The organism is Neobacillus niacini, assembly GCF_031456445.1.
Classification (GTDB): domain Bacteria; phylum Bacillota; class Bacilli; order Bacillales; family Cytobacillaceae; genus Neobacillus; species Neobacillus niacini_I.
The window spans coordinates 1-21,602 of sequence record NZ_JAVDUQ010000052.1; the positions used below are offsets into that span (position 1 = coordinate 1).

The 21,602-nt window shown below is 39.2% G+C and carries 20 protein-coding genes and 4 pseudogenes; 18 read left to right on the forward strand and 6 right to left on the reverse strand.

Features of this window, described 5'->3' with window-relative positions; translation table 11 throughout:
- Positions 1 to 184: 184 nt before the first annotated feature.
- On the reverse strand, positions 185 to 982 hold the full coding sequence (locus J2Y67_RS25860; protein WP_310178791.1) for an HAD family hydrolase: 798 nt from the start codon (positions 980 to 982) through the stop codon (positions 185 to 187).
- Between the two features lie 327 nt (positions 983 to 1,309).
- Between J2Y67_RS25860 and J2Y67_RS25865 the strand changes: the two genes are divergently transcribed.
- The 5 genes and pseudogenes from J2Y67_RS25865 to J2Y67_RS25890 all read left to right on the forward strand — a co-directional run bounded on the left by J2Y67_RS25865 (position 1,310) and on the right by J2Y67_RS25890 (position 3,859).
- Positions 1,310 to 2,128 (forward strand): DUF5995 family protein, encoded by an 819-nt coding sequence (locus tag J2Y67_RS25865; RefSeq protein WP_310178793.1) that lies wholly within the window; start codon positions 1,310 to 1,312, stop codon positions 2,126 to 2,128.
- A 98-nt stretch (positions 2,129 to 2,226) separates the two neighbouring features.
- Positions 2,227 to 2,840, forward strand: a pseudogene (locus J2Y67_RS25870) (Glu/Leu/Phe/Val family dehydrogenase); the annotation flags it as partial.
- Between the two features lie 253 nt (positions 2,841 to 3,093).
- A pseudogene (locus J2Y67_RS25880) lies at positions 3,094 to 3,236 on the forward strand (2-oxo acid dehydrogenase subunit E2); the annotation flags it as partial.
- A pseudogene (locus J2Y67_RS25885) lies at positions 3,234 to 3,410 on the forward strand (acyl-CoA thioesterase); the annotation flags it as partial. The pseudogenes J2Y67_RS25880 and J2Y67_RS25885, both read left to right, overlap by 3 nt.
- A 254-nt stretch (positions 3,411 to 3,664) precedes the next feature.
- Positions 3,665 to 3,859 carry an aspartyl-phosphate phosphatase Spo0E family protein gene (locus tag J2Y67_RS25890; RefSeq protein ID WP_310178795.1) on the forward strand — a complete coding sequence of 65 codons (195 nt, stop codon included), beginning with the start codon at positions 3,665 to 3,667 and terminating at the stop codon, positions 3,857 to 3,859.
- A 74-nt stretch (positions 3,860 to 3,933) separates the two neighbouring features.
- Here J2Y67_RS25890 and J2Y67_RS25895 read toward each other — a convergent pair whose 3' ends face one another.
- Entirely contained in the window at positions 3,934 to 4,203 is a 270-nt protein-coding gene (locus J2Y67_RS25895; RefSeq protein ID WP_310178796.1) for a hypothetical protein, read from the reverse strand.
- Positions 4,204 to 4,286: 83 nt separating this feature from the next.
- Positions 4,287 to 5,714 (reverse strand): alanine/glycine:cation symporter family protein, encoded by a 1,428-nt coding sequence (locus J2Y67_RS25900; RefSeq protein ID WP_310178798.1) that lies wholly within the window; start codon positions 5,712 to 5,714, stop codon positions 4,287 to 4,289.
- A gap of 644 nt (positions 5,715 to 6,358) precedes the next feature.
- Between J2Y67_RS25900 and J2Y67_RS25905 the strand changes: the two are divergent.
- Positions 6,359 to 8,352 (forward strand): annotated as a pseudogene (locus tag J2Y67_RS25905) (carbon starvation CstA family protein).
- Positions 8,345 to 8,548 carry a YbdD/YjiX family protein gene (locus J2Y67_RS25910; RefSeq protein WP_310178800.1) on the forward strand — a complete coding sequence of 68 codons (204 nt, stop codon included), beginning with the start codon at positions 8,345 to 8,347 and terminating at the stop codon, positions 8,546 to 8,548. Before J2Y67_RS25905 ends, J2Y67_RS25910 begins: the two are co-directional and overlap by 8 nt.
- A 213-nt stretch (positions 8,549 to 8,761) precedes the next feature.
- Here the strand turns inward: J2Y67_RS25910 and J2Y67_RS25915 are convergent, their stop codons facing one another.
- Positions 8,762 to 9,115, reverse strand: a complete 354-nt coding sequence (locus J2Y67_RS25915; RefSeq protein WP_310178802.1) for a hypothetical protein — start codon at positions 9,113 to 9,115, stop codon at positions 8,762 to 8,764.
- Between the two features lie 117 nt (positions 9,116 to 9,232).
- On the opposite strand from J2Y67_RS25915, the gene J2Y67_RS25920 reads away from it, so the two are divergent.
- The 4 genes from J2Y67_RS25920 (at position 9,233) to J2Y67_RS25935 (ending at position 11,222) form a co-directional block, all read left to right on the forward strand.
- Positions 9,233 to 9,370, forward strand: coding sequence for a hypothetical protein (locus J2Y67_RS25920; RefSeq protein WP_310178803.1), 138 nt, complete (start codon positions 9,233 to 9,235; stop codon positions 9,368 to 9,370).
- A 75-nt stretch (positions 9,371 to 9,445) separates the two neighbouring features.
- Positions 9,446 to 10,213: an alpha/beta fold hydrolase gene (locus tag J2Y67_RS25925; RefSeq protein ID WP_310178805.1), complete on the forward strand. Its 768-nt coding sequence runs from the start codon at positions 9,446 to 9,448 to the stop codon at positions 10,211 to 10,213.
- Positions 10,214 to 10,346: 133 nt separating this feature from the next.
- The gene (locus J2Y67_RS25930; RefSeq protein WP_310178807.1) at positions 10,347 to 10,475 is read left to right on the forward strand and encodes a hypothetical protein; all 129 of its coding nucleotides are present in this window, start codon (positions 10,347 to 10,349) and stop codon (positions 10,473 to 10,475) included.
- A gap of 300 nt (positions 10,476 to 10,775) precedes the next feature.
- A complete protein-coding gene (locus tag J2Y67_RS25935; protein ID WP_310178809.1) occupies positions 10,776 to 11,222 on the forward strand; it encodes a DNA mismatch repair protein in 447 nt (148 codons plus the stop codon).
- 214 nt (positions 11,223 to 11,436) lie between these two features.
- Here J2Y67_RS25935 and J2Y67_RS25940 read toward each other — a convergent pair whose 3' ends face one another.
- On the reverse strand, positions 11,437 to 11,649 hold the full coding sequence (locus J2Y67_RS25940) for a hypothetical protein (RefSeq protein WP_310178810.1): 213 nt from the start codon (positions 11,647 to 11,649) through the stop codon (positions 11,437 to 11,439).
- A 273-nt stretch (positions 11,650 to 11,922) separates the two neighbouring features.
- Here J2Y67_RS25940 and J2Y67_RS25945 point away from each other — a divergent pair, with 273 nt between their 5' ends.
- The 7 genes from J2Y67_RS25945 (at position 11,923) to dat (ending at position 20,117) form a co-directional block, all read left to right on the forward strand.
- The gene (locus tag J2Y67_RS25945) at positions 11,923 to 12,198 is read left to right on the forward strand and encodes a stage V sporulation protein S (protein ID WP_310178811.1); all 276 of its coding nucleotides are present in this window, start codon (positions 11,923 to 11,925) and stop codon (positions 12,196 to 12,198) included.
- A 144-nt stretch (positions 12,199 to 12,342) separates the two neighbouring features.
- Positions 12,343 to 14,649 (forward strand): RNA polymerase recycling motor HelD, encoded by a 2,307-nt coding sequence (gene helD / locus J2Y67_RS25950; RefSeq protein WP_310178813.1) that lies wholly within the window; start codon positions 12,343 to 12,345, stop codon positions 14,647 to 14,649.
- A gap of 512 nt (positions 14,650 to 15,161) precedes the next feature.
- On the forward strand, positions 15,162 to 16,616 hold the full coding sequence (locus tag J2Y67_RS25955; RefSeq protein WP_310178814.1) for an NADP-dependent glyceraldehyde-3-phosphate dehydrogenase: 1,455 nt from the start codon (positions 15,162 to 15,164) through the stop codon (positions 16,614 to 16,616).
- 46 nt (positions 16,617 to 16,662) lie between these two features.
- Entirely contained in the window at positions 16,663 to 16,929 is a 267-nt protein-coding gene (locus J2Y67_RS25960; protein WP_310178816.1) for a phosphocarrier protein HPr, read from the forward strand.
- A complete protein-coding gene (gene ptsP, locus J2Y67_RS25965) occupies positions 16,929 to 18,641 on the forward strand; it encodes a phosphoenolpyruvate--protein phosphotransferase (protein ID WP_310178819.1) in 1,713 nt (570 codons plus the stop codon). Before J2Y67_RS25960 ends, ptsP begins: the two co-directional genes overlap by 1 nt.
- A gap of 62 nt (positions 18,642 to 18,703) precedes the next feature.
- Positions 18,704 to 18,895 carry a hypothetical protein gene (locus J2Y67_RS25970; protein ID WP_310178821.1) on the forward strand — a complete coding sequence of 64 codons (192 nt, stop codon included), beginning with the start codon at positions 18,704 to 18,706 and terminating at the stop codon, positions 18,893 to 18,895.
- Between the two features lie 364 nt (positions 18,896 to 19,259).
- A complete protein-coding gene (dat, locus tag J2Y67_RS25975) occupies positions 19,260 to 20,117 on the forward strand; it encodes a D-amino-acid transaminase (protein ID WP_310178823.1) in 858 nt (285 codons plus the stop codon).
- Positions 20,118 to 20,216: 99 nt separating this feature from the next.
- Here dat and J2Y67_RS25980 read toward each other — a convergent pair whose 3' ends face one another.
- A complete protein-coding gene (locus J2Y67_RS25980) occupies positions 20,217 to 21,419 on the reverse strand; it encodes an MFS transporter (RefSeq protein WP_396954144.1) in 1,203 nt (400 codons plus the stop codon).
- Positions 21,420 to 21,602: the final 183 nt, after the last annotated feature.

The window sequence follows — 21,602 nt, forward strand, 5'->3', positions numbered from 1 at the left end:
AAATTTAATGGCCTTAGCCCGATAGAATATCGAGCTAAGGCCATTGCCTAATTTTATTTTTTTATACTGTCTACTTGACAGGGTGCAGTTCAAATCAAAGGTCGGCTTTTTTTTACTATTTTTAGCAGCAGTCCTCGTAATCCTAGACACCGCCGTCATATCCTGAAAATTCATTAAAATAACCCTAAATCACATATGATTCATATGATTTATGAAGATAACGTTCTATAAACTCAGCTAATCCATCATTTTCGTGGTGTCCTGTAACAAAATCAGCTGCCGCTTTAACCTCTTCGCTGGCGTTCCCCATTGCCACACCAGTACCAACATGACGAAGCATCTCTATGTCGTTGGGTCCGTCTCCAATCGCTACAACTTCACTTGGACTAATTCGGAATTCGCGCAGTAAGCTTCTTATAGCAGACCATTTGGAAACATTAGGAGCAACCAGTTCAAACCCGTCATTCCAATTGATGACTTCTGCTTCGTTTTTAAACACAGCGGATAATTCATGACTTGGTGCACCTGTTCGAACACTATATTTAAGAACTTCTTGATAATTTGCCTGTCTTAAATCTCCAATATACCGTGGCGGAATTTGCCCAACTTTTGTCCAATAATCAATTTCTTCATTTGTTTCCTTACAATAAAGCCCATTAGCTGTATGGATCATAACATTAAAAAGATTTTCAGCGGTCAGATCGTGAAATCGTTCTTCGTTCAGTCGCACGGTTTTCATTTGCATAGTTCTTCCTGTCACTGCATCGTGAATAGCAGCACCATTCAAACAGATCATAGGAGTTTTTAAACCAATTTCTTTATGGTAGGGAGCGGTTACTTCATAGTGTCGGCCAGTAGCTAAAAAAACCTTGACTCCCTGATTCATGAGCCTATAAATGGCTTCCATATTTCGGCAGGAAATGTTGTTTGAGGCTGTTAGTAGTGTACCATCCATATCAATAAAAATCGCACGCACATTCATTTATACTGCCTCCTCATACGTTGATAAACCAATCATATCATCTGATTATTAATGCCTTGTAAACTCAGTGTATGGATTAAATAAATTTTGTAGGGTAGCAAAAAGAAGACTGAACAATCAAGATTCGTGCTTATTTCAATTTTAGTAGGGATTTCTATGACTTGTCCAATTTTTTCATTTTACTAGTACATAGAAAATAGCTTCATTTTAACAATGGATTAAGCATAATAATGAACAAATAAGGGGGGGGGAGTAACCGTCCCTTTGATGTTGGAATTTCATTTAGAATCTCACCAAAGTGATTTTATGAGGTTAGGAGAATGAGAAATGAATCGACCATCCATTACGCTAGGAAATGCCAGGACAATCGATGAAGTAATTTGGCAACTGGATCAAATTATTGCAATGAGTATCCAAACAAAAAGCAAAATTGGCTATTTTGCTTCTCTGTACCGAATGGTAACCGTTCGAGTGAAAATGGGTATTCTGAATAATGAATTTGAGGACGGAGCCAGAATGGAGCGATTGGATGTATGCTTCGCCAATTACTATCTGGACGCGCTAAATGACTATTTAAACGGTAAGGCGACTAGCCTCAGCTGGCAAGTCGCCTTTCGCTGTACGCGAAAACGGAGACCGATTGTTCTCCAGCATTTGCTTCTCGGCATGAATGCACATATCAATCTCGATTTAGGGGTTGCGGCTGCCATGACCGGAAAAAATGCTGATATTTTAAAGCTTAAAGATGATTTCATGAAAATAAACAGGATATTGGCGTCACTCTTCGATGAAGTAAGAAGTGACCTGGATCAGATTTCGCCATGGATTGGATTTTTGGACCGGATTGATCCGAATGCTTCTAAAGCAATCATCAACTTTAGTATGGAGAAAGCACGCAATTATGCATGGGACTTTGCACAGAGACTCGCTGCTGCAAAAGAATCAGATTGGGAGCAGCTCATAATCGAGCGGAATCATGAGATTGAAGCAATCGGAAAAAAGGTAGCGTACCCAGGGATTTGGATGTTAAAAGCCGGTCTATGGGTGATTCGGCTTCGAGAATCCAATAATATTGGGCGAAACATGGATCTCTTGAACGATCATAAATTTGAATCAAAAGCAGAAGGCGGTATTCAATTGTTATAAGAAAGGGGACTTTTTAGTTCTCCTTTTTACGTTTTGGAGAATTTTTAACTCCTCTTTCTCATTAACATTAAAATTTTCAAAAGATATTTTGTGTTTTTTTGTCTAATGATGTAGGTCCCATTATAGATTATAGGTACGTTCTTATTAGAACAAATGTGAAAGCGCTTAAGGACAATTTATCAATAATTATGGCCTGGATGATGGATGAATATAGCCGAATTCAGGAATTTGATTCACCGGGATTTATAACAGGAAAACCTCTTGTGCTCGGCGGTTCACAAGGACGTGAAACAGCCACTGCTCAAGGAGTGACGATCTGTATTGAAGAGGCGGCAAAACGAAGAGGCATTTCAATCAAATTACACGTGAGAATGCTGATAATATAAAAGCTGAAATTATTGTAGAAGCAGCAAATGGACCAACAACCCTTGAAGCGACAAACATATTAGCAAAACGGAACGTGCTCCTCGTCCCGGATGTACTTGCTAGCTCTGGTGGGGTAACCGTTTCCTATTTTGAATGGGTACAAAATAACCAAGGTTATTATTGGTCTGAAGAAGAGGTAGCTGAAAAATTACGCAAAAAAGTAGTCGATTCTTTTGAGAGAGTTTTCTCTACAGCACAAAATTACCAAATAAATATGCGTTTGGCTGCCTATATGGTCGGAATCAGAAAGATGGCAGAAGCTTCCCAATATCGTGGCTGGATATAAAATTCATGTTCCGCAGTCTCAGTGCCAGGCAAGCAAAAACTTCGGTTCCATGGTCACTGAGGAGTGGTCTCAGTGACCAACATAGCAAAAAATCCGGTTTTTATGGTCACCGAGGAGGAAATACCAACTGAACTTGTAAAGAACCGAGTAAAAAAGCAATAGCTAAGGCAGAATCAGAGTTTGATAAACCGGTAGAGCGCGTTAAAATGTCCCGACGCCATCAAACGATTGCGAAACGCTTGGTAGAGGTTCAACAAACGGCAGCATCTTTGGTTCTTGATGTCCACGCCGATTTTAAACAGCCCGCAGGTGGGAATTCTCGGCATGCATAAAATTCAGATAAGACCCGTTGCGATTGATGCCGAGAGGATGGAAAACCGTCCGATGATGTATATTGAGGTTTTTGTAAAAATTATTGCAGAAGACTTAAAAAGCGGTGAGCATAAAATCGCAGCGACTGCACTACTAACATTTGTAGCACTTGATGAGCATAAACGCCCGGCACGTGTCCCGCAAATCATTCCGGAAACGGAAGAAGAGAAAAAGTTGCATGAAACCGCCCCAGAGCGGAATCATCCCTGGGATCAACTAAACTCATAATTTATAGGTCAGTTTGCTAAAATGAAGGACTCTAACTTGAGGAATTTTTTAGGAAAAAGGGAATAGTTATAGTTTATCGGTGATGTTTTTTAGATCATCACGATCTATTCGAATGAAAACATTACAATGTTTTAGGGTTTATTCTTTAATGACCTTGCTTCGCTTCAGCAACTGCTTAGAATCCTTTAAAAATAATGAAGATGTATAGAAAGGAAATAGGGATAATGCTTCTAAAGAATGCACTGGAATTAAGCAAGAGTATAAATGAAGACCGCCGGATTATGTATGATGCAGTACAGAATAAGGGGATCTCTGATCCGGAAGTAAGAAAAATCAGCCAACAATTGAATAAGAAAATTATAGCGCTGCAAAAAATGATGAATGAAATGGATCCCTTGCCACGAGGATCGTCTCTTTAATAAGATGATAATGGCTGGGAAGTCTTTAGCAATGGGAATAGCTGATCTGCTAGGTTGGGGTCAGCTATTCTTCATTAGAGGTGTCTTTCCTCCAATTGGAGCAGCACAATCGCTAGTTGGAGCAGCACAATCGCTAGTTGGAGCAGCTCAATCGCTAGTTGGAGCAGCACAATCGCTAGTTGGAGCAGCATAATCGCTAGTTGGAGCAGCACAATCGCTAGTTGGAACAGCTCAATCGCTAGTTGGAACAGCTCAATCGCTAGTTGGAGCAGCTCAATCGCTAGTTGGAGCAGCACAATCGCTAGTTGGAGCAGCACAAACACCAATTTGAGGCGTCTATTCACCAATTGGCGGCAGGTCTATTGTATGTTCTTAGTAAATAAAAAGATGTTCAGACCAACCCAGTCTGAACATCTTTTTATTTCTTCTAATTTGCTATTTTTGAAGTTGAATCCTCTTCGGAATACTCCCAGCATTCAACGTTTTCAATACCTTCAATGCTATCTTTATAAAAAACAGGGTCCTTACCGGCTTTTTTCTGTTTCACGTAATCTTGCAAAGCTGCAAAGGCCACTTTTGATAATAATAGAATGGCGATTAAGTTCACAACAACCATGAAGCCCATAAATAAATCCGCTAAATCCCATACAACCTGGATCTTTGCAATAGAACCGAATATAATCATGGCTAAAACACTTATGCGATATATTATTAACCATACTTTACTCTTGTGTAAAAATCGAATATTGGTTTCCCCATAATAATAGTTACCAATTAACGCACCGAATCCAAATAGGAAAATAAAAATCGCAAGACAGCCGGATGCCCAGGAACCGACATGTTCACTTAATGCGGCTTGTGTAAGGGCAATTCCCTCTAACCCTGGTTGTTTCCAAGCATCAGAAAGTAAAATAATAAAGGCTGTGCTTGTACAAACAATCAGTGTATCCGTTAATACGCCAAATGCTTGGATCAGTCCTTGTTTTACCGGGTGACTGGTTGTGGCTGTTGCGGCAACGTTTGGTGCACTCCCCATACCGGCTTCATTGGAGAATAAACCGCGTTTAACTCCATTCATCAGCGCGGCACCGATGGAACCGCCTGCGATTTGTTGAAGGCCAAACGCATTTTTTACAATAAGAGAAAGAACTTCTGGCATTTTTGTGATGTTCGTAATTACGACAAATAATGCAACACCAATGTATAACACGGCTAGTACCATAACCTTGTATTCAGCTATTTTTGCAATACGCTTCACACCGCCAAAGATAATCGCAGCGAAAGCAATGGTCATGATAATCCCTAAAGTTAAACGATTTGTACCAAATGAGTTTTCAAAAGCAATGGAAACCGTATTGGATTGTACAGAATTGAAAACAAGACCGAAAGAAAGGGTAATTAAAATGGAGAATAATACGCCCATCCAACGTTTGTTTAATCCTTTTTCCATATAATAGGATGGGCCGCCGCGGAAACCATTTTTATCTTTTACTTTATATACCTGCGCTAACGTACTTTCAATAAAGCTGGATGCTGAGCTAATAATAGATATAATCCACATCCAGAATACCGCTCCAGGACCGCCTAATGCAATTGCAATCGCAATACCGGTGATATTGCCTGTCCCAACGCGGGCGGCCATGCCTATACAGAAGGCTTGAAAGGGGGAAACGTGATCTTTAGAACTGGTTCTTCCTTCCATTAAAACGCGGACCATTTCCTTTAGCATTCGAAACTGTACAAATTTCGATTTGAATGTAAAATAAAGACCGGAGAGAACAAGCATAATAATGAGTAATTTTGACCAAAGGAAATCGTTTGTTACACCAACCAGATTTTGCATTAATTCTTGCATTCCATCACCTCATATTAAAATTTAGTAGTTTTATATAGGCTCTTTTAATAAAAGAGTTTACCCTACTTGAAAAAAGCGCTTTCATTCCATCTGGATGAGAATTTTGTCTTTACTATAAATTCTGTTTTTACTATAAATTGCAGACTACAAAAATAAACAAAAATCTACAAAAAAACTACAAAAAAAAATTCAGGTTTTTGAATTTTTTAAAAATACACTATTCAAGTGCAATATGATCTCTATCTCAATAACACGGGAAACCTGGCGTCTTATCCCATTGAGTTGCAATAAACTAGCATCTTTTATCTTATAAGGTTCTTATATAGATCCAGTATTAAAGGGTTATATTCTTATGATTATAGTTTCTCGTAATAATATTATGTTAACTATAAATAAACTTACTTCTACTAGTTGTTAAAGTAAATTGGTAAAAAGGGGTAGAAGAGGATATGGCTCTTTCTGTATTTATATTTGAAAAACCGATAGAAACAACAGAATAGGACAAATCAGTTATTTTAATTTTCTGAATAATAAATTACGATATTGGTATATTTTAGAAAAGGTGGCGATGTGAATTAAAAGCGCTTAGATCGATTCTAATTTGGGGGCTAATAGCAGCCCTCTGTGCGGCAGGATTTGCTGTGATGGCCTTAAACAGCGGCGAAAGCATTAATGCCGTGTGGCTTTTAACAGCTGCAGTATGTGTCTATGCCATTTCTTATCGATTCTACAGCAGATTTATTGCCAACAAGGTATTTCAGCTTGATGACAGACGCAAAACACCTTCAGAAATCAATAACGACGGGAAAGATTATGTACCAACAAACAAATGGGTTCTCTTTGATCACCACTTTGCAGCCATTGCTGGAGCAGGACCATTAGTCGGTCCCATCCTTGCAGCACAAATGGGCTACTTGCCAGGGACCATCTGGATTGTCGTTGGTGTGGTGCTAGCTGGTGCAGTTCAAGACTTCATCATTCTATTTGGCTCAATGCATCGAAATGGAAAGTCACTTGGTGAAATGATTAAGGACGAAATGGGCCGCGTCACCGGTCTGATCTCGATGATTGGCATCTTAGGAATTATGATCATTCTATTAGCCGTTTTGGCCTTGGTGGTCGTGAAGGCATTGACAGGAAGTCCGTGGGGGATGTTCACCATTGCAGCCACGATACCGATTGCGATTTTTATGGGGATATACATGCGCTATATTCGTCCAGGTCGTGTTGGAGAAGCATCAATCATCGGAATTGTCTTATTGCTTTTCTCCCTCTATTATGGCCAAACGGTTGCTGAAACTCCTGAGTTAGCCAGCATGTTTACCTTTAATGGGGAAACCATTGCTATTATGATGATCATCTATGGTTTTATTGCTTCAGTCTTACCTGTTTGGCTCCTGTTAGCACCTCGTGATTATTTAAGTACCTTTTTAAAAGTTGGAACAATTCTTGCGCTAGCCTTAGGAATCATCATTGTGGCACCAAATCTAGAAATGCCTGGCCTGACGAAATTCATTGATGGGACGGGTCCAGTATTCACAGGAAATCTGTTCCCATTCTTATTTATAACCATCGCCTGCGGGTCGGTTTCCGGATTCCATGCCCTGGTCTCCTCGGGTACCACCCCTAAAATGATTGAGCTCGAATCACATGCACGGCCAATTGGGTATGGAGCGATGCTGATAGAATCATTTGTGGCTATCATGGCTATGATTGCGGCATGTGTGTTGACACCTGGGATTTACTTTGCGATTAACAGTCCGCCAGCCCTAATCGGAACCAATGTGGTTTCTCAAGTTGGGGATTTACCATCACTCCGGATGTTTTGCAAACACTTGCCAAGGACGTGGGGGAGCAAACCATTCTATCTAGAACCGGCGGTGCACCAACCCTTGCGATTGGGATGGCGGTTATCTTTTCAAAAATAATCGGAGGGAAAGCCTTAATGGCCTTTTGGTACCATTTTGCGATTCTTTTTGAAGCCTTGTTCATTTTAACGACCGTTGATGCTGGAACCCGTGTAGGGCGTTTTATGATTCAAGACTTACTTGGAACTGTTTATAAGCCTTTGGCAAAAACAGAATCTTTCTTTCCCAATATCATTGCAACAGCCTTGTGCGTAGCTTGCTGGGGTTATTTCTTATATCAAGGAGTTATTGACCCATTAGGCGGAATCAATACGTTATGGCCACTTTTTGGAATAGCCAACCAAATGTTGGCCGGAATTGCCTTGCTGCTTGGGACAACGATTCTTTACAAAATGGGCAAAAAAGCTTATGTATGGGTAACGCTGTTGCCAACAACGTGGCTGCTAATTGTCACATTAACGGCAGGCTGGCAAAAATTATTCCATGAAAATCCGAAAATCGGCTTCATTGCCCATGCGGATATTTTTAGTGAAGCAAATGCAACGGGAAAAATCCTTGCTCCTGCAACGACGGCAGCACAAATGAAACAAGTAATCATCAACGATTATGTGGATGCAACCCTTACAGCTATTTTCATGATTGTGGTCATTGTTGTTTTGATTTCGGCACTCCGAATCTGGTTTCTAGTCCTTACCAATCAGAAATTACCATTGCACGAAACGCAGTATGTGCAACGGGATGAAGGAGGAGATTTTAAACATTATGCTTAACAAAATAAGAGAATTCAACGCCTACAGAAAGCAATTCATCAGTTTGCTGGTCGGAGTTCCAAGCTATGAGACTTACGTGGAACATATGGAATTGCATCATCCTGACATGCCGGTTAAATCACGAAAAGAGTTCTTCTGTGAGGTACAGGAAGCACGGTACAATGCGAAGGGCGGAAAGGTTTCAAGGTGCTGTTAAGCTGTTAATAACATGAGCACTGCCCGGTATGATGAATTTTTTATTTTATTTGGATGACTTATGATGAAGACCATTTTCAAAGGGGATCCCTGACTTTTGTCCTTCATAGAGCTTATGAAGGATGTTTTTTTGCTTCCCGATGAGTTTTGGCCTTCATCGAGCTTATGAAGGATGTTTTTTTTGCTTCCCGATGAGTTTTGGCCTTCATCGATTTTATGAAGGACGTTTTCTACGCTTCCCCAATGGGTTTTGGCCTTCATCGAGCTTATGAAGGATGTTTTTTTTGCTTCCCGATGAGTTTTGGCCTTCATCGATTTTATGAAGGACGTTTGCTACACTTCCCGATGAGTTTTGGCCTTCATCGATTTTATGAAGGACGTTTGCTACACTTCCCGATGAGTTTTGACCTTCATCGATTTTATGAAGGACGTTTTCTTCACTTCCCAATGAGTTTTGACCTTCATCGAGCTTATGAAGACCATTTTCACAGGGGCAACCCTGACTTTTGACCTTAATCGAGCTTATGAAGGATGTTTTTTTTGCTTCCCGATGAGTTTTGGCCTTCATCGGAAGGTTTGGATTTCAAAAGGGTATATTGATCTTTTAAAAAAACACATGCACATATTCTAACAAACGCCCATATAGTAGCTTCTGTGGATAAATGTTAAGAAGGAAGAGTGAACAATGAATAATACTCAATTAATTATATCAACGAAAAACGAATGCAAAGAAGGAAAAAATGGCTATAAGGTAATAGAATTCAATTTATCAGATCCAAGCGAAAATTTATTTGCCGTAGTTACTCCAGTAAAAAAGCAATAGAAGTAATCCCAAACTTGCAAAACTATCTTCTCCTAAATTTCAACGTGATTTAGAAAAACACTTTACGGTAGTAAATTGGGACCAACGGGGGGCTGGGTTATCCTACTCCAAGAGTTAAAAAAAGAAGAACTTACGATTGAAAATATGGTAAAGGATACGGTTGAATTAATTCAATACCTGTTAAAACGCTTTAATCAGCCAAAACTTTTTCTAGTCGGTCATTCATGGGGATCGGTGCTAGGGGTATTAGCCTCCCAAAAAGCACCAGAATGCATCTATGGATACATAGGGATTGGTCAAGTTGTGAATATGCGGGAAGGTGAAAAAATTTCTTATGAATTTACAATCAATAAAGCGAAAGATTCCAATCATAAGAAGGCGCTAAAAAAATTAGAGGAGATCGATTATAATCCGTATGATATGAAATATTTAGGGGTTCAAAGAAAGTGGCTTGCCAAACTCGGAGGTTCTTTCATCGGAGTAACTATGTATAATCTTGTTTATTCAAATATTCTATTTGCACCTGAATATACCATGAAAGATTGGTTCATTTTTATCAAAGGGGGCAAGTTTTCTTTGGATTCATTATGGGAACAGTTAATGAATATTAATTTCATCGAAACGGCTCCAAAGCTGGAGGTTCCCGTTTATATTTTTGCAGGCAGACACGATTATCAAGTCCCATCCATATTAGCAGAAAAATACTTTCATACTTTGGAATGTCCACATAAAGAATGCATCTGGTTTGAAAATTCAGGACATCTTTTAAATTATGAAGAAGTCGAAAAATTCAATGCGGAATGCTTAAAAATTAAGGAGAACACTTTAAGACCAGTTAGTTAGATCATAGCAAACTAAACAATCAAGGGATAGCAGACAAAAAAGAAAGCAAACTAAAATAGTGGGTGCTCGAATATGAAAAAGGTGTGGCATCCTTGATCAAATAGCAAAATCAATAGAAAAGGATGGTGTAAAAATGTCTACCAAAAAGAACAAGGAATTAAAAAATAATCATGCAATGCCTAAGACAGATGTAGAATTTGCAAACAATGGACTAGAAAAAGTAGCCTTAAAATCCCAAGAAAGACAAGGAAAAAATAAGTAAATAAACGCAACAGTTGAACTGTCCCTATAATAACGGACACTAAGTGGATCGTTGAAGAATTATTAAAATAAAATCGGATGAATTACCTGGGACAAGGGACCTGTTAGGTATACCCCATGTCCCAAGGTGTAGCTTAATCATAGCGTACTTGATCTTCTCCTCAATGCTGACCTCAACATTCTTCGCTTCATACTCTGAAGTATTCTTCATCATTTCCCATTCCTCAAGAGTAGTTTCAAATAATGGGGAAGTTTCAAATAGTAAATCCTTTTATAAACCAAGTAAAGTCAGGAGTAAATAATGAGTATTGAGATGAAAAAAGAGCATCTTATCCAGTATGGTTTAAGAGTGTTTGAAGAAATTGGGGCTAATGAAATTTGCACGATCTGTATTAGCAGTGGAAATACCTGTTGTCAGGGGTGTGAATTTTTAAACGATAAGGAAGGTTGTCAAAAACGGAACACCTCTTGTACGGCATGGTTATGCGGTTTACAAAAACAATATTTTAATGAAATTGGGTTATTGGATGAGTGGGAAAAATTTTGGACAAAAATTCCGGGGAAATTACACCGTGATGATGTAACCCCTGATTTTGTACAGTTGAAAACATTTCTTAAAGTTAACCACATAAAGAAAACTTCAGGAAAGTTAATGGCGGATACATTCAAAACTTTTGTAGAAGATGGTGGTAACTTAGAAAAATTAGAGAGAAATTTACAACACGATTTTGTTATGGAAAAACTATAAATTATGTCTTGTAATCGTTTTAGGGGAGCAAAAAAGAAAATGTGAAGCACATCGAAGAAGATTCAGGATGTATGGTTATAAAATAAAAGTGATCATGAGGATAAAAGGCTGTTGTGACAGCCTTCGTTTTTAAGTCGTGAACGGAATTAATTAGTTAAAGAATTCGTTCGGTATGACGGATGGCTTTGTTTTACCAAAAATAAAGAATACCAGGTTATTCTGATGAATATTTAATGATCCCATGTAAATAAACAGAGTATTCTCGCTGTATACATTCTCTTAGCTTGATTTTTCCTTCCCTTTCTAATTCAGCAACTAATTCTTCAATCTTTTTTTGATCTTCTTTTGCAGCCTTAGGAACCTCTGCTGCAAACATATTCCCTCGACTGGAATGGCGTAGATTTTTTAATAAATCAACTTTATTCATTGGGTCAACCCCTTTATCTATTATTTCGACATAAAGGAGGTTTTTCCCTTTGAAATCCAATTATTTTTTAAGTTTTCTTATTCAGCAAAACGGATGCATACCTTAAACAAGGATTGCTTTCAATTTTCGAGTATAGATGAAGGATTTTAGAAAAAGTATCCTAGGAATCAGTTCACTCGTTCTGTTTGATATCAATTTGAATAGGATTAAAGATACGTTCCCATTTTTGTAGTAATCATATCAAGCGATAAAATAACAGGGGGAAAAAATTATATGGATGATGTAATAAAGGTATCATCAAAATCAAATCCAAATTCAGTTGCAGGTGCAATTGCAGGCGTAATAAGTGAAAAAGGTGTTACAGAAATTCAAGTGATTGGAGCAGGTGCTTTAAATCAAGCAATTAAAGCCATTGCCATTGCAAGAGGATTCGTAGCTCCTAGCGGTGTTAATCTAGTTTTTGTTCCTGCATTTTTAGATATTTTAATCAATAATGAAAATAAAACAGCCATCAAATTAATTGTTGGTCCTAGAAAAAAAAGAACATAGATAGCGCCAGGTACCGTCCAAAAAGTTGGAAAGTGCCTGGCACTTTCTTTATCTCGAAGGAATAACTTGACGAGGATAAATGTTTTCGTTAATCTTAATATCCCATGTTTCCATCATTGCATAGCGAGGTGACGAAATTATAGGATGAGTACCAAAGATCAAATGTCTGTCCGAGACCACAAAGATTACCAAGAAGAAGTCGAGCGATTAGAGTTTACCAAGGAATACATACGAACCGTTTTAGAGATCTCGAAGGGGAATAAAGAGTTTTTTGTTGAAAACATGAAACAAGCGTTTGCCGAACGGGACGATAAAGATAGCAGTGCAAGTTACACAGACCTCCTTGCCAATGCAAGATTTCTTGAATTAGCTCAAAGTGAACTGAAAAGATTAGAAAGCGTGGTAGGCAAGCCCTATTTTTCAAGGATCGATTTTACAAGCAATAGTACGAAAAAGGAAGAAAATTTGTACATCGGCAAGGTATCCTTGTTTGACCGTGTGACACAACAACCGATTATCGTGGATTGGCGGTCGCCCATTGCCAATGTGTACTATGATGGCCGGCTGGGAGATGTCTCTTATGAAGCGTATGGGGAGACACAAACCGGTTATTTATCCTTAAAAAGGCAGTATGAAATTGCCGAAGGGTACTTAAAAGAAATCCGGGACATCGATTTAACCACACACGACGAACTGTTACAGAAATCATTATCAGGTAAAGCAGACAATCGCTTAACCGAAATCGTTGCGACCATTCAAAATGAGCAAAATGAAGTGATTCGAGCATCACTGAAACACCCCATTATCGTTCAAGGAGCCGCGGGAAGCGGGAAGACAACCATCGCACTCCATAGAATATCCTACTTTCTCTATTCTGCCGGGTTTAAATTTCCTCCAGAAAAACTCATGATTCTTGCACCAAACCGATTGTTTATTGACTATATATCTGCTGTCTTACCGGAACTCGGCGTAAACAAAATTAACCAAACTACCTTTATCGATTTTATGAAAGCTTCTTTAGGACAGAAAATAAAACTGATGTCCCCTTATACAAAGTTGATGAAGCTTCTTGAAGGGAAGGGAAATCCCAAGACCATTCAATGGATGTCCGGTTATAAGGGTTCACTGGCATTTAAAGAAGTAATCGATGGTTATTTAAAAGAATTGGAATTAAGTCTTGCGCCTACAGAGGATTTTATTGTCGAAAAATCAATTCTCCTGAAGGGAGCAAATCTCAAACGACTATTTTTAAAAGAATATACGTACTTACCAATCTATAAAAGGATTATGAAAATAAAATCCCTTTTAGAAAGTGATTTAAAAAAGAAAAAAGCCATTATCAAATCAAAACTAAACACAAAATATGATGATGCTTTAGATCGGGCTCTTTATAGCAGAAGGATTGACACAGAAAAAAGAAAGCAAAAAGTGGTTGACCTCATGGATATGAAAAAACAAAGAATCGCCCAAGTGGAGAAGGAATCGAAGACTGCCGTAAAAAAATATATGGAACACTTTGTGATGAAAGATATTTTTACCGTGTACAGAGAACTCATGTCTTCACCTGAAATCATAAAAAAGCATTCAACCACTCTAACCGAACAAGAATGTAAGGTTCTAAGTCAGTTTTGTCAGCGGATTTTTGAACGAGGGGCATATGAACTAGAGGACTTAGCTCCGTTATTTTATATGAAAGCTAAATTAGAAGGTATCGATGAAAAATATAAAATGCGCAGTATTTTTATTGATGAGGCGCAGGATTACAGCTATTTTCAATTTGCAGCTTTAAAGGAAGGTTTCGAAACAGACTTATTTACCATAGTCGGAGATTTGGCCCAAGGCATTCATTCCTATCGCGGCTTGAATAGCTGGGAACCCGTTTTGAAAAATGTCTTTCCAAATGCGAATTATCAAGCCCTGCAAAAAAGCTATCGAACCACTGTAGAAATTATGAATTTGGCCAATGATATCCTTAAGCTAATCGACCAGGAATTGCCAAAGGTTGAACCCGTCATTCGGCATGGTCAAAAACCATTGTTTAAAACGATTGATCCTCCTAATGTGGAACAGGTTAGGCTGCAGCTAAAACAAGATATTGTCTCACTTAAAGAGGAAGATCTAAACTCCATTGCGATCATTGGACGGACCGACAGAGAATGTCAAAGAATCTATGAGATCCTTGAAAAAAGTCAGCTTCCGATTCAATTATTAGAGGAAAAACAAGATATGAAGAAGGGTCATGTGGTGATTGTACCTTCTTATTTATCGAAAGGCTTGGAGTTTGATGCAGTGTTGATTGTCTGCTTAGAGGAACCATACGGAAAAGTAGATCTAGATATCAAATTGCTGTATGTTTCGATGACAAGACCGATGCATCGGTTATATTTATACGGGAGAAAGCAATCAGATTTTTTATTAGAAAGTGCTTCCCAATTACATTTTGATTTTTAAAAAGAGCCAGGCACCGTCCAGAAAATGGGATGGTGCCTGACACATTTCTTTATCATTCTAATTGTCGCATTGGTGGTTCCAATTGTCGTTAAATTTGCGCCAATTGTCGTTTAACCCATTCCAATTGTCGTTAAATTTGCGCCAATTGTCGTTTAACCCATTCCAATTGTCGTTTAAATCATGCCAATTGTCGGAAGCCATTTTAGTGTTGAATAGGCAGGCTAAGCAATACCACTTGTACGAGGTTCGATTTGATAAAAAGCTAGTTTCTTTTGGATCAGGATGAATACCTAGCAAACAGAAAATGAGAAATATTTAGAAATTTTAAAATTGCTGTTGAGAAACAGATTTACCTTTGCTAGAATAAAAAAGTATTAAAGGTGAATTTTTTTTGCAACTGCTGGGACGTTTTTTGTCACACAGGGACATAGAATGTCCCTTGTGGATCTTTGCAAAATAGGCAGAATCCTCATTCTGTTTATAAATAATTACAATTCGGGGAGGACTTTTTTATGGCGACAAATGAAGTAACCTTATCGACTTATAAGTTTTACATGAACGGGGAATGGAAAGAAAGCCAGTCAGGTCAGACTATTGACATTATGTCACCTTACCTTTATGAAACAATTGGAAAAGTACAGGCAATTACGAAGGAAGAAGTAGATGATGCAATTTGGTCTGCACATGATGCACAGAAAGAATGGGCAAAAACTTCTCTTCAACAACGTGCAAGCTATTTAAATAAATGGGCAGATGAATTGGTTAGCAGGCAAGAGGAAATAGCCGACACGATTATGCGAGAAGTCGGTAAAAGTTATAAAGATGCAAATAATGAAGTCTTACGGACAGCGGATTTCATTCGCTACACCATTGAGGAAGCCTTGCATATGCATGGCGAAAGTATGAGGGGAGACAGCTTTCCAGGTGGATCGAAATCGAAGGTTGCTATTGTTGAGCGCATTCCAATAGGGGTCGTATTAGCGATTTCTCCATTCAACTACCCAGTAAACTTGGCAGCAGCAAAAATAGCACCGGCATTAATGGCAGGAAACGCAGTGATTTTTAAACCTGCCACACAAGGAGCTATCAGCGGTACGAAAATGATTGAAGCACTTGACGAAGCAGGTCTGCCCAAAGGTCTAGTCGCCCTTGTAACGGGAAAAGGCTCTGTGATTGGAGATTACTTGGTGGAGCATAAAGGAATGAATATGATCTCCTTTACGGGCGGTACCAATACTGGTGTTCAACTAGCGAAAAAAGCAACCATGATTCCTCTGGTCCTTGAGCTTGGTGGAAAAGACCCTGGCATCGTCTGTGAGGATGCCGATTTAAAAGAAGCAGCAAAACAAATCGTCAGCGGTGCATTCTCATACTCCGGCCAGCGCTGTACAGCGATTAAGCGTGTACTCGTACATGAAAAAGTAGCAGATGAGCTCGTAGGATTAGTAAAGGAAGAAGTGGAAAAATTGACTGTGGGTTCTCCTGAAGAGGGCAGTATGATTGTTCCATTAATTGATAATAGATCAGCTGATTTTATTCAAATTTTGATTGCCGATGCACTTGGAAAAGGTGCTGAAGTTGTGATCGGAAACAAACGGGAGCATAACTTGATCTATCCTACACTGCTTGATCATGTTACAGAGGATATGCGTGTAGCATGGGAGGAACCGTTCGGACCTGTATTGCCGATTATCCGTGTTTCGTCAGAAGACGAAGCCGTACAAATTGCAAATGCCTCTGAATACGGCCTCCAGGCAAGTATTTTTACAAAAGACGTGAACAGAGCATTTAGAATTTCAGGCAAGCTTGAAGTAGGTTCCGTCCAAATAAATGGACGTACAGAGCGTGGCCCGGACCATTTTCCGTTTATCGGTATAAAAGGTTCTGGTATGGGAGTACAAGGAATTCGCAAAAGTATCGAATCGATGACAAGGGAAAAGGTAACGGTTTTAAACCTTGCTGAGTAATCTTAGAGGAATATAGACATATTTTGAAAAGGAGTTTGTTTTAACAATGGCAGAAAAACAATTTAAAATAATCGAAGCATCAGGAATTCATGCAAGACCTGCAACAATATTAGTTCAAACTGCTAGTAAATTTGATTCAAATATTAATTTGGAATGTAGAGGGAAAAAAGTAAACTTAAAATCAATCATGGGTGTTATGTCTTTAGGTATAGGTCAAGGGGAAGAAATTAGTATTTTTGCAGTAGGCAGTGATGAGGAAGATGCATTAAGAAGCCTTGAAGAAACCTTAACAAGGGAAGGATTGGCTGAATAATGAACTTTTTACATGGAATTGCCGCCTCAAATGGTATTGCCATCGCAAAAGCATACCGTCTCTTTGACGTAGATCTATCATTTGAAAAGAAAACCATTGATGATACGAATGCAGAAGTAGAACGTTTCTGTTCTGCAGTGAAGAAAGCAAATTCAGAACTTGAGGCCATACGAGACAAAGCGATCGTTGACCTCGGTGCAGATAAAGCAGCAATTTTTGAAGCACATCTTCTTGTTTTGAATGATCCTGAATTAACAGGTCCAATTGAAGATAAGATACAAACGGAAAAAGTGAATGCAGAGTCTGCACTTAGAGAAACTGCAGATATGTTCATTATGATGTTTGAACAGATGGATAACGAATATATGAGAGAACGTGCTGCAGATATTCGTGATGTTACAAAACGTGTTCTTTCACATTTATTAGGCGTTCAAATGGTTAATCCTTCTATGATTGCTGAGGAAGTGATCATTGTTGCAGAGGATTTAACACCGTCTGATACAGCACAATTAAATCGACAATTTGTAAAAGGATTTACTACGAACATCGGGGGACGTACATCGCATTCAGCAATAATGGCCCGTTCGATGGAAATCCCTGCTGTTGTTGGTACAAAAACAGCAACAGAGGACATCAACCATGGCGATATAGTGGTTGTGGATGGCTTAAAGGGTGAGGTTCACATTAATCCAACACCTGAGGTTGTTGAGCAATACCGTAAAGTAGCTGAAGAATATGAAAGCCAAAAAGCAGAGTGGGCAAAACTTGTTAATGAAAAAACAGTTTCCGCTGATGACCACCACGTTGAATTAGCTGCGAACATTGGTACCCCGAATGATTTAAAAGGAGTTATTGCAAATGGCAGTGAAGGTGTCGGACTTTATCGGACAGAATTCCTTTATATGGGCAGAGATCAGCTTCCGACAGAAGAAGAACAGTTTGAAGCTTACAAGGCTGTTTTAGAAGGAATGAATGGAAAGCCGGTAGTTGTTCGGACACTTGATATCGGCGGTGATAAAGAACTTCCCTATTTAGATTTACCGAAAGAAATGAATCCATTTCTAGGATTCCGTGCCATTCGTCTTTGCTTAGAAGAGCAAGATATTTTTCGTACGCAGCTTCGCGCCCTGCTGCGAGCAAGCGGTTATGGAAACTTAAAAATCATGTTCCCGATGATTGCAACACTGGATGAATTCCGTTCTGCCAAAGCTATTTTAGAAGAAGAAAAGCAAAAGCTTGTTTCTGATGGAGTACAAGTAGCTGAACAGATTGAGCTTGGTATTATGGTCGAAATTCCTTCCACTGCAATCTTAGCAGATCAATTCGCAAAAGAAGTTGATTTCTTTAGTATCGGTACGAATGATTTGATTCAATATACAATGGCTGCAGATCGTATGAACCAAAGGGTTTCCTATTTGTATCAGCCATATAGTCCATCAATTTTACGATTAGTAAAAATGGTGATTGATGCAGCACATGCTGAAGGCAAATGGGCGGGTATGTGCGGAGAAATGGCAGGAGATGAAACGGCAATCCCTGTACTTCTTGGCCTTGGCCTTGATGAATTTTCAATGAGTGCCACTTCTATTTTAAAAGCACGTTCACTAATACGTACCTTGAAAAAATCGGATATGGAAAAGCTTGCACAAGAAGTTTTAAATATGCAAACTACCCCTCAGGTCATTGAAGCAGTAAATGAGATAACAAAATAAATATTTTTCCTTAATTTAAGATTATGAATAAATTAGTCTAAAAATATATGGGGGTGGTTTTATTGAAGTCAAATGAAGAAACCCTTGAAGAATTAAAAAAAGAATTGCTTCGGATCGGTTCAACGAAGCAAAGGGATTATGATTTGTTGAAGAGGAAAGGCCAGGTTTTGAGTACAACAATTTGCCGTAGGGTAAAACTAAGCTGGGTAGAAGTGGTTGAACAGACTGGAATAAAGCATTATATAACAAAATAATAATGCTTCCCTTTCACCAATAAATCTAATTTAACGCGGTTGTAACTCTTCCTGTAATTCAGCCGTAAATGTCCTACTTTCACATTGTTATTTTTTACAGTGTCAAAAATAACGACCTGCAGAAAACGAAAAAGCGCTATGTCAAGGCATTGTCACCGAATGGATAAAAGGGTGCAATCCGCGATACATAGCGCTTTTACTTTGGAGCCGTCTTAGTGAGAGGTGATTCTCCGACCAACAGTTTGGGTGGGAAACCATGGTTTATTTTATCGATTTTCTATCTATTTATCGAGAAAACCTTGTACGGATTGCCGATTTTTATTTTAAAATAGGAACATATCATTCCTAATGAGGTGGTTAAAAAATGGAACAATATGTACTGTATAACGAGACAGTAACAGAACGCACAAATGTTAAAATCGATATGGAGGACAGGGGTTATTTATTTGGTGACGGAATTTATGAAGTGGTATTTGTATATAACCAAAAACCTTTTGCGCTTAAAGAACATTTTACTCGTTTTGAACAAAGTGCAGCTAAGCTTGAAATGAAGATGCCGTATAGCGTAGAGCGCTTTTACGAGCTAACACATGAATTAATTACGAAAAATAGTCTGGAGCATGGAATTGTATATATTCAAATGACAAGGGGAAGTGGGCCGCGAAATCATTTGTATGAGCGAAACGTCGATTGTGCTGTAACCGGTTTTGCACGACAAATGCAGCCGCCGGCAGAGGATAAAAAAAATGGAATCGCTGTCTTGTTAACCGAAGATATTCGTTGGCTTCGTTGTGATATTAAAAGCCTGAATTTGCTTGGTAACACGATGGCGAAACGAAAAGCTGCTGATAGCGAGTGTGCCGAAGCGATCCTACATCGTAACGGAACGTGCACGGAAGGATCTTCTTCCAACGTGTTTATCGTGAAAAATAATGTGCTCAGGACCCATCCAGCCAACAATTTCATTCTTAACGGGATTACCCGGCAGTTTATATTAAAGATTGCGGAGGAACAAAACATCACGGTTCGGGAAGAAGCTTTTACAACAAGTGAACTTAAGGAAGCGGATGAAGTATTTATTTCGAGTACTGCTCAGGAAGTAACTCCTGTTATTTCGGTTAAAGGCGATATCGAACAAATATTTGAAATTGGACCGGTTACCCGTCTATTACAGGAAAAACTAAAAGAAAAGATCAATAAGCTCAGTGAAAAAAGTAAATAAAAATGAAGAGCTTGGGAAATCCAAGCTCTTCATTACGATCAGGCTACCGCAGCCTGGCTACTCCACTGTCTAATATGAATCAAAATGAGCTGCTAATTCTTATACCTTCTGCGTCACTTCCATCCGATCGTTTGGCATCAAAGCAGCAATAATGGAGCCGGCTAGCGGAAGGAGCGAGAGAATCGTAAAAACAGTCGCAACTCCAAAGATGTCTGAGATCCCTCCCATGAAGACAGAGCCAATTCCTCCGGCACCTACACCGAATCCGATTGAAAGCCCTGAAGCCATCCCAATATTTTCAGGAAGCATGAGCTGCATATAAACGACGCTGACAGAGAATGAGGACAAAACGCTAAATCCAAAACAAAGTAGGTCGATCACCGCCCAAACCCCGTGTACATAAGGAAAAAGCAGGGCAAACGGAGTAGCAATCAGCATCGAAATCACAAGTAACCGTTTCATGCCAATTTTGTCTGCCCAAAGCCCTCCGAAGAAGGTTCCAAGTGCACCTGCGCCGACAAAGACAAAGCTAAGGATTTCTGATTGTTGAACAGTCAGATTGTGCAAATAAAAAGGTAAAAAGACCACCACTCCAATTTGGCACCATGACCTGAGGATGATGACACAGGAGAGTAGACTTGCACCAAGTATATTGTTGGTCCCTTTGAATACCTTTTTACGATTCAGTTTAGCAGACTCTAAATTTTGACGTAACCATGGCAGAATCTGTCCCGTTAGGATTAGGGATAAAAAAGCAACGGGAATTAACCAGAGAAGTCCACGAATCCCTGAGTGCGTGATATAAAGTGAAACCAATAAGGGGCCAAAGGCCTGACCCGAATTTCCACCTACTTGAAAAATGGCTTGGGCAAGTGCTTTTTTCGAACCTGAAGCAAGATGGGTACCCCTTGAGGCTTCTGGATGAAAGGCACCAGAACCAAGCCCGGAGATGGAAATAAAAAGGAGCAGCCACGGTAAAGATGGAGCAAGACCTGTTAAAGCAAGCCCCATAATGGAGCAAAATACCCCTGCCGGATAAAGCCAAATTCGCGGCTTACGATCTGCAAACATACCAAAAAGCGGCTGTGAAACAGAGGAAGTTAAATAAGACATTAATACGACTAAAGTGGATTGGGTATAGTTCAGATGAAAAGCGTGTTTGTATAGTACAACTAAAGCCGGAACCATCCCTGTGGTTACCAGATCATTTAAAAAATGCGAACCGCTAAAAGTAAAAACCGCCCGACGAAATAGCGGTTCCTTGGCTTTCGCTTTCGCCATTGCTTGAGAATTTGTTGCCAACGTTGTCACCTTCTCTAATACTAGGCTAAAAGTTTTTTTGCATTATTAATATTAGCTTAACTTAATGGAATTGTCATGTACTAAAACCTTGAACCTCTCATGACTGAAGTCACGAGATTCCTGCTTCATTGGGAACTGCACCACACTATGTAGCGTCTTACACTCCCTCCATTGCCCAAAAGC

Coding starts and splice junctions, on each gene's coding strand:
- J2Y67_RS25860 (WP_310178791.1), bottom strand. CDS start 982: ATGAATGTGCGTGCGATTTTTATTGATATGGATGGTACACTACTAACA.
- J2Y67_RS25865 (WP_310178793.1), top strand. CDS start 1,310: ATGAATCGACCATCCATTACGCTAGGAAATGCCAGGACAATCGATGAA.
- J2Y67_RS25890 (WP_310178795.1), top strand. CDS start 3,665: ATGCTTCTAAAGAATGCACTGGAATTAAGCAAGAGTATAAATGAAGAC.
- J2Y67_RS25900 (WP_310178798.1), bottom strand. CDS start 5,714: ATGCAAGAATTAATGCAAAATCTGGTTGGTGTAACAAACGATTTCCTT.
- J2Y67_RS25910 (WP_310178800.1), top strand. CDS start 8,345: ATGCTTAACAAAATAAGAGAATTCAACGCCTACAGAAAGCAATTCATC.
- J2Y67_RS25915 (WP_310178802.1), bottom strand. CDS start 9,115: ATGAAGGCCAAAACTCATCGGGAAGCAAAAAAAACATCCTTCATAAGC.
- J2Y67_RS25920 (WP_310178803.1), top strand. CDS start 9,233: ATGAATAATACTCAATTAATTATATCAACGAAAAACGAATGCAAAGAA.
- J2Y67_RS25930 (WP_310178807.1), top strand. CDS start 10,347: ATGTCTACCAAAAAGAACAAGGAATTAAAAAATAATCATGCAATGCCT.
- J2Y67_RS25935 (WP_310178809.1), top strand. CDS start 10,776: ATGAGTATTGAGATGAAAAAAGAGCATCTTATCCAGTATGGTTTAAGA.
- J2Y67_RS25940 (WP_310178810.1), bottom strand. CDS start 11,649: ATGAATAAAGTTGATTTATTAAAAAATCTACGCCATTCCAGTCGAGGG.
- J2Y67_RS25945 (WP_310178811.1), top strand. CDS start 11,923: ATGGATGATGTAATAAAGGTATCATCAAAATCAAATCCAAATTCAGTT.
- helD (WP_310178813.1), top strand. CDS start 12,343: ATGAGTACCAAAGATCAAATGTCTGTCCGAGACCACAAAGATTACCAA.
- J2Y67_RS25955 (WP_310178814.1), top strand. CDS start 15,162: ATGGCGACAAATGAAGTAACCTTATCGACTTATAAGTTTTACATGAAC.
- J2Y67_RS25960 (WP_310178816.1), top strand. CDS start 16,663: ATGGCAGAAAAACAATTTAAAATAATCGAAGCATCAGGAATTCATGCA.
- ptsP (WP_310178819.1), top strand. CDS start 16,929: ATGAACTTTTTACATGGAATTGCCGCCTCAAATGGTATTGCCATCGCA.
- dat (WP_310178823.1), top strand. CDS start 19,260: ATGGAACAATATGTACTGTATAACGAGACAGTAACAGAACGCACAAAT.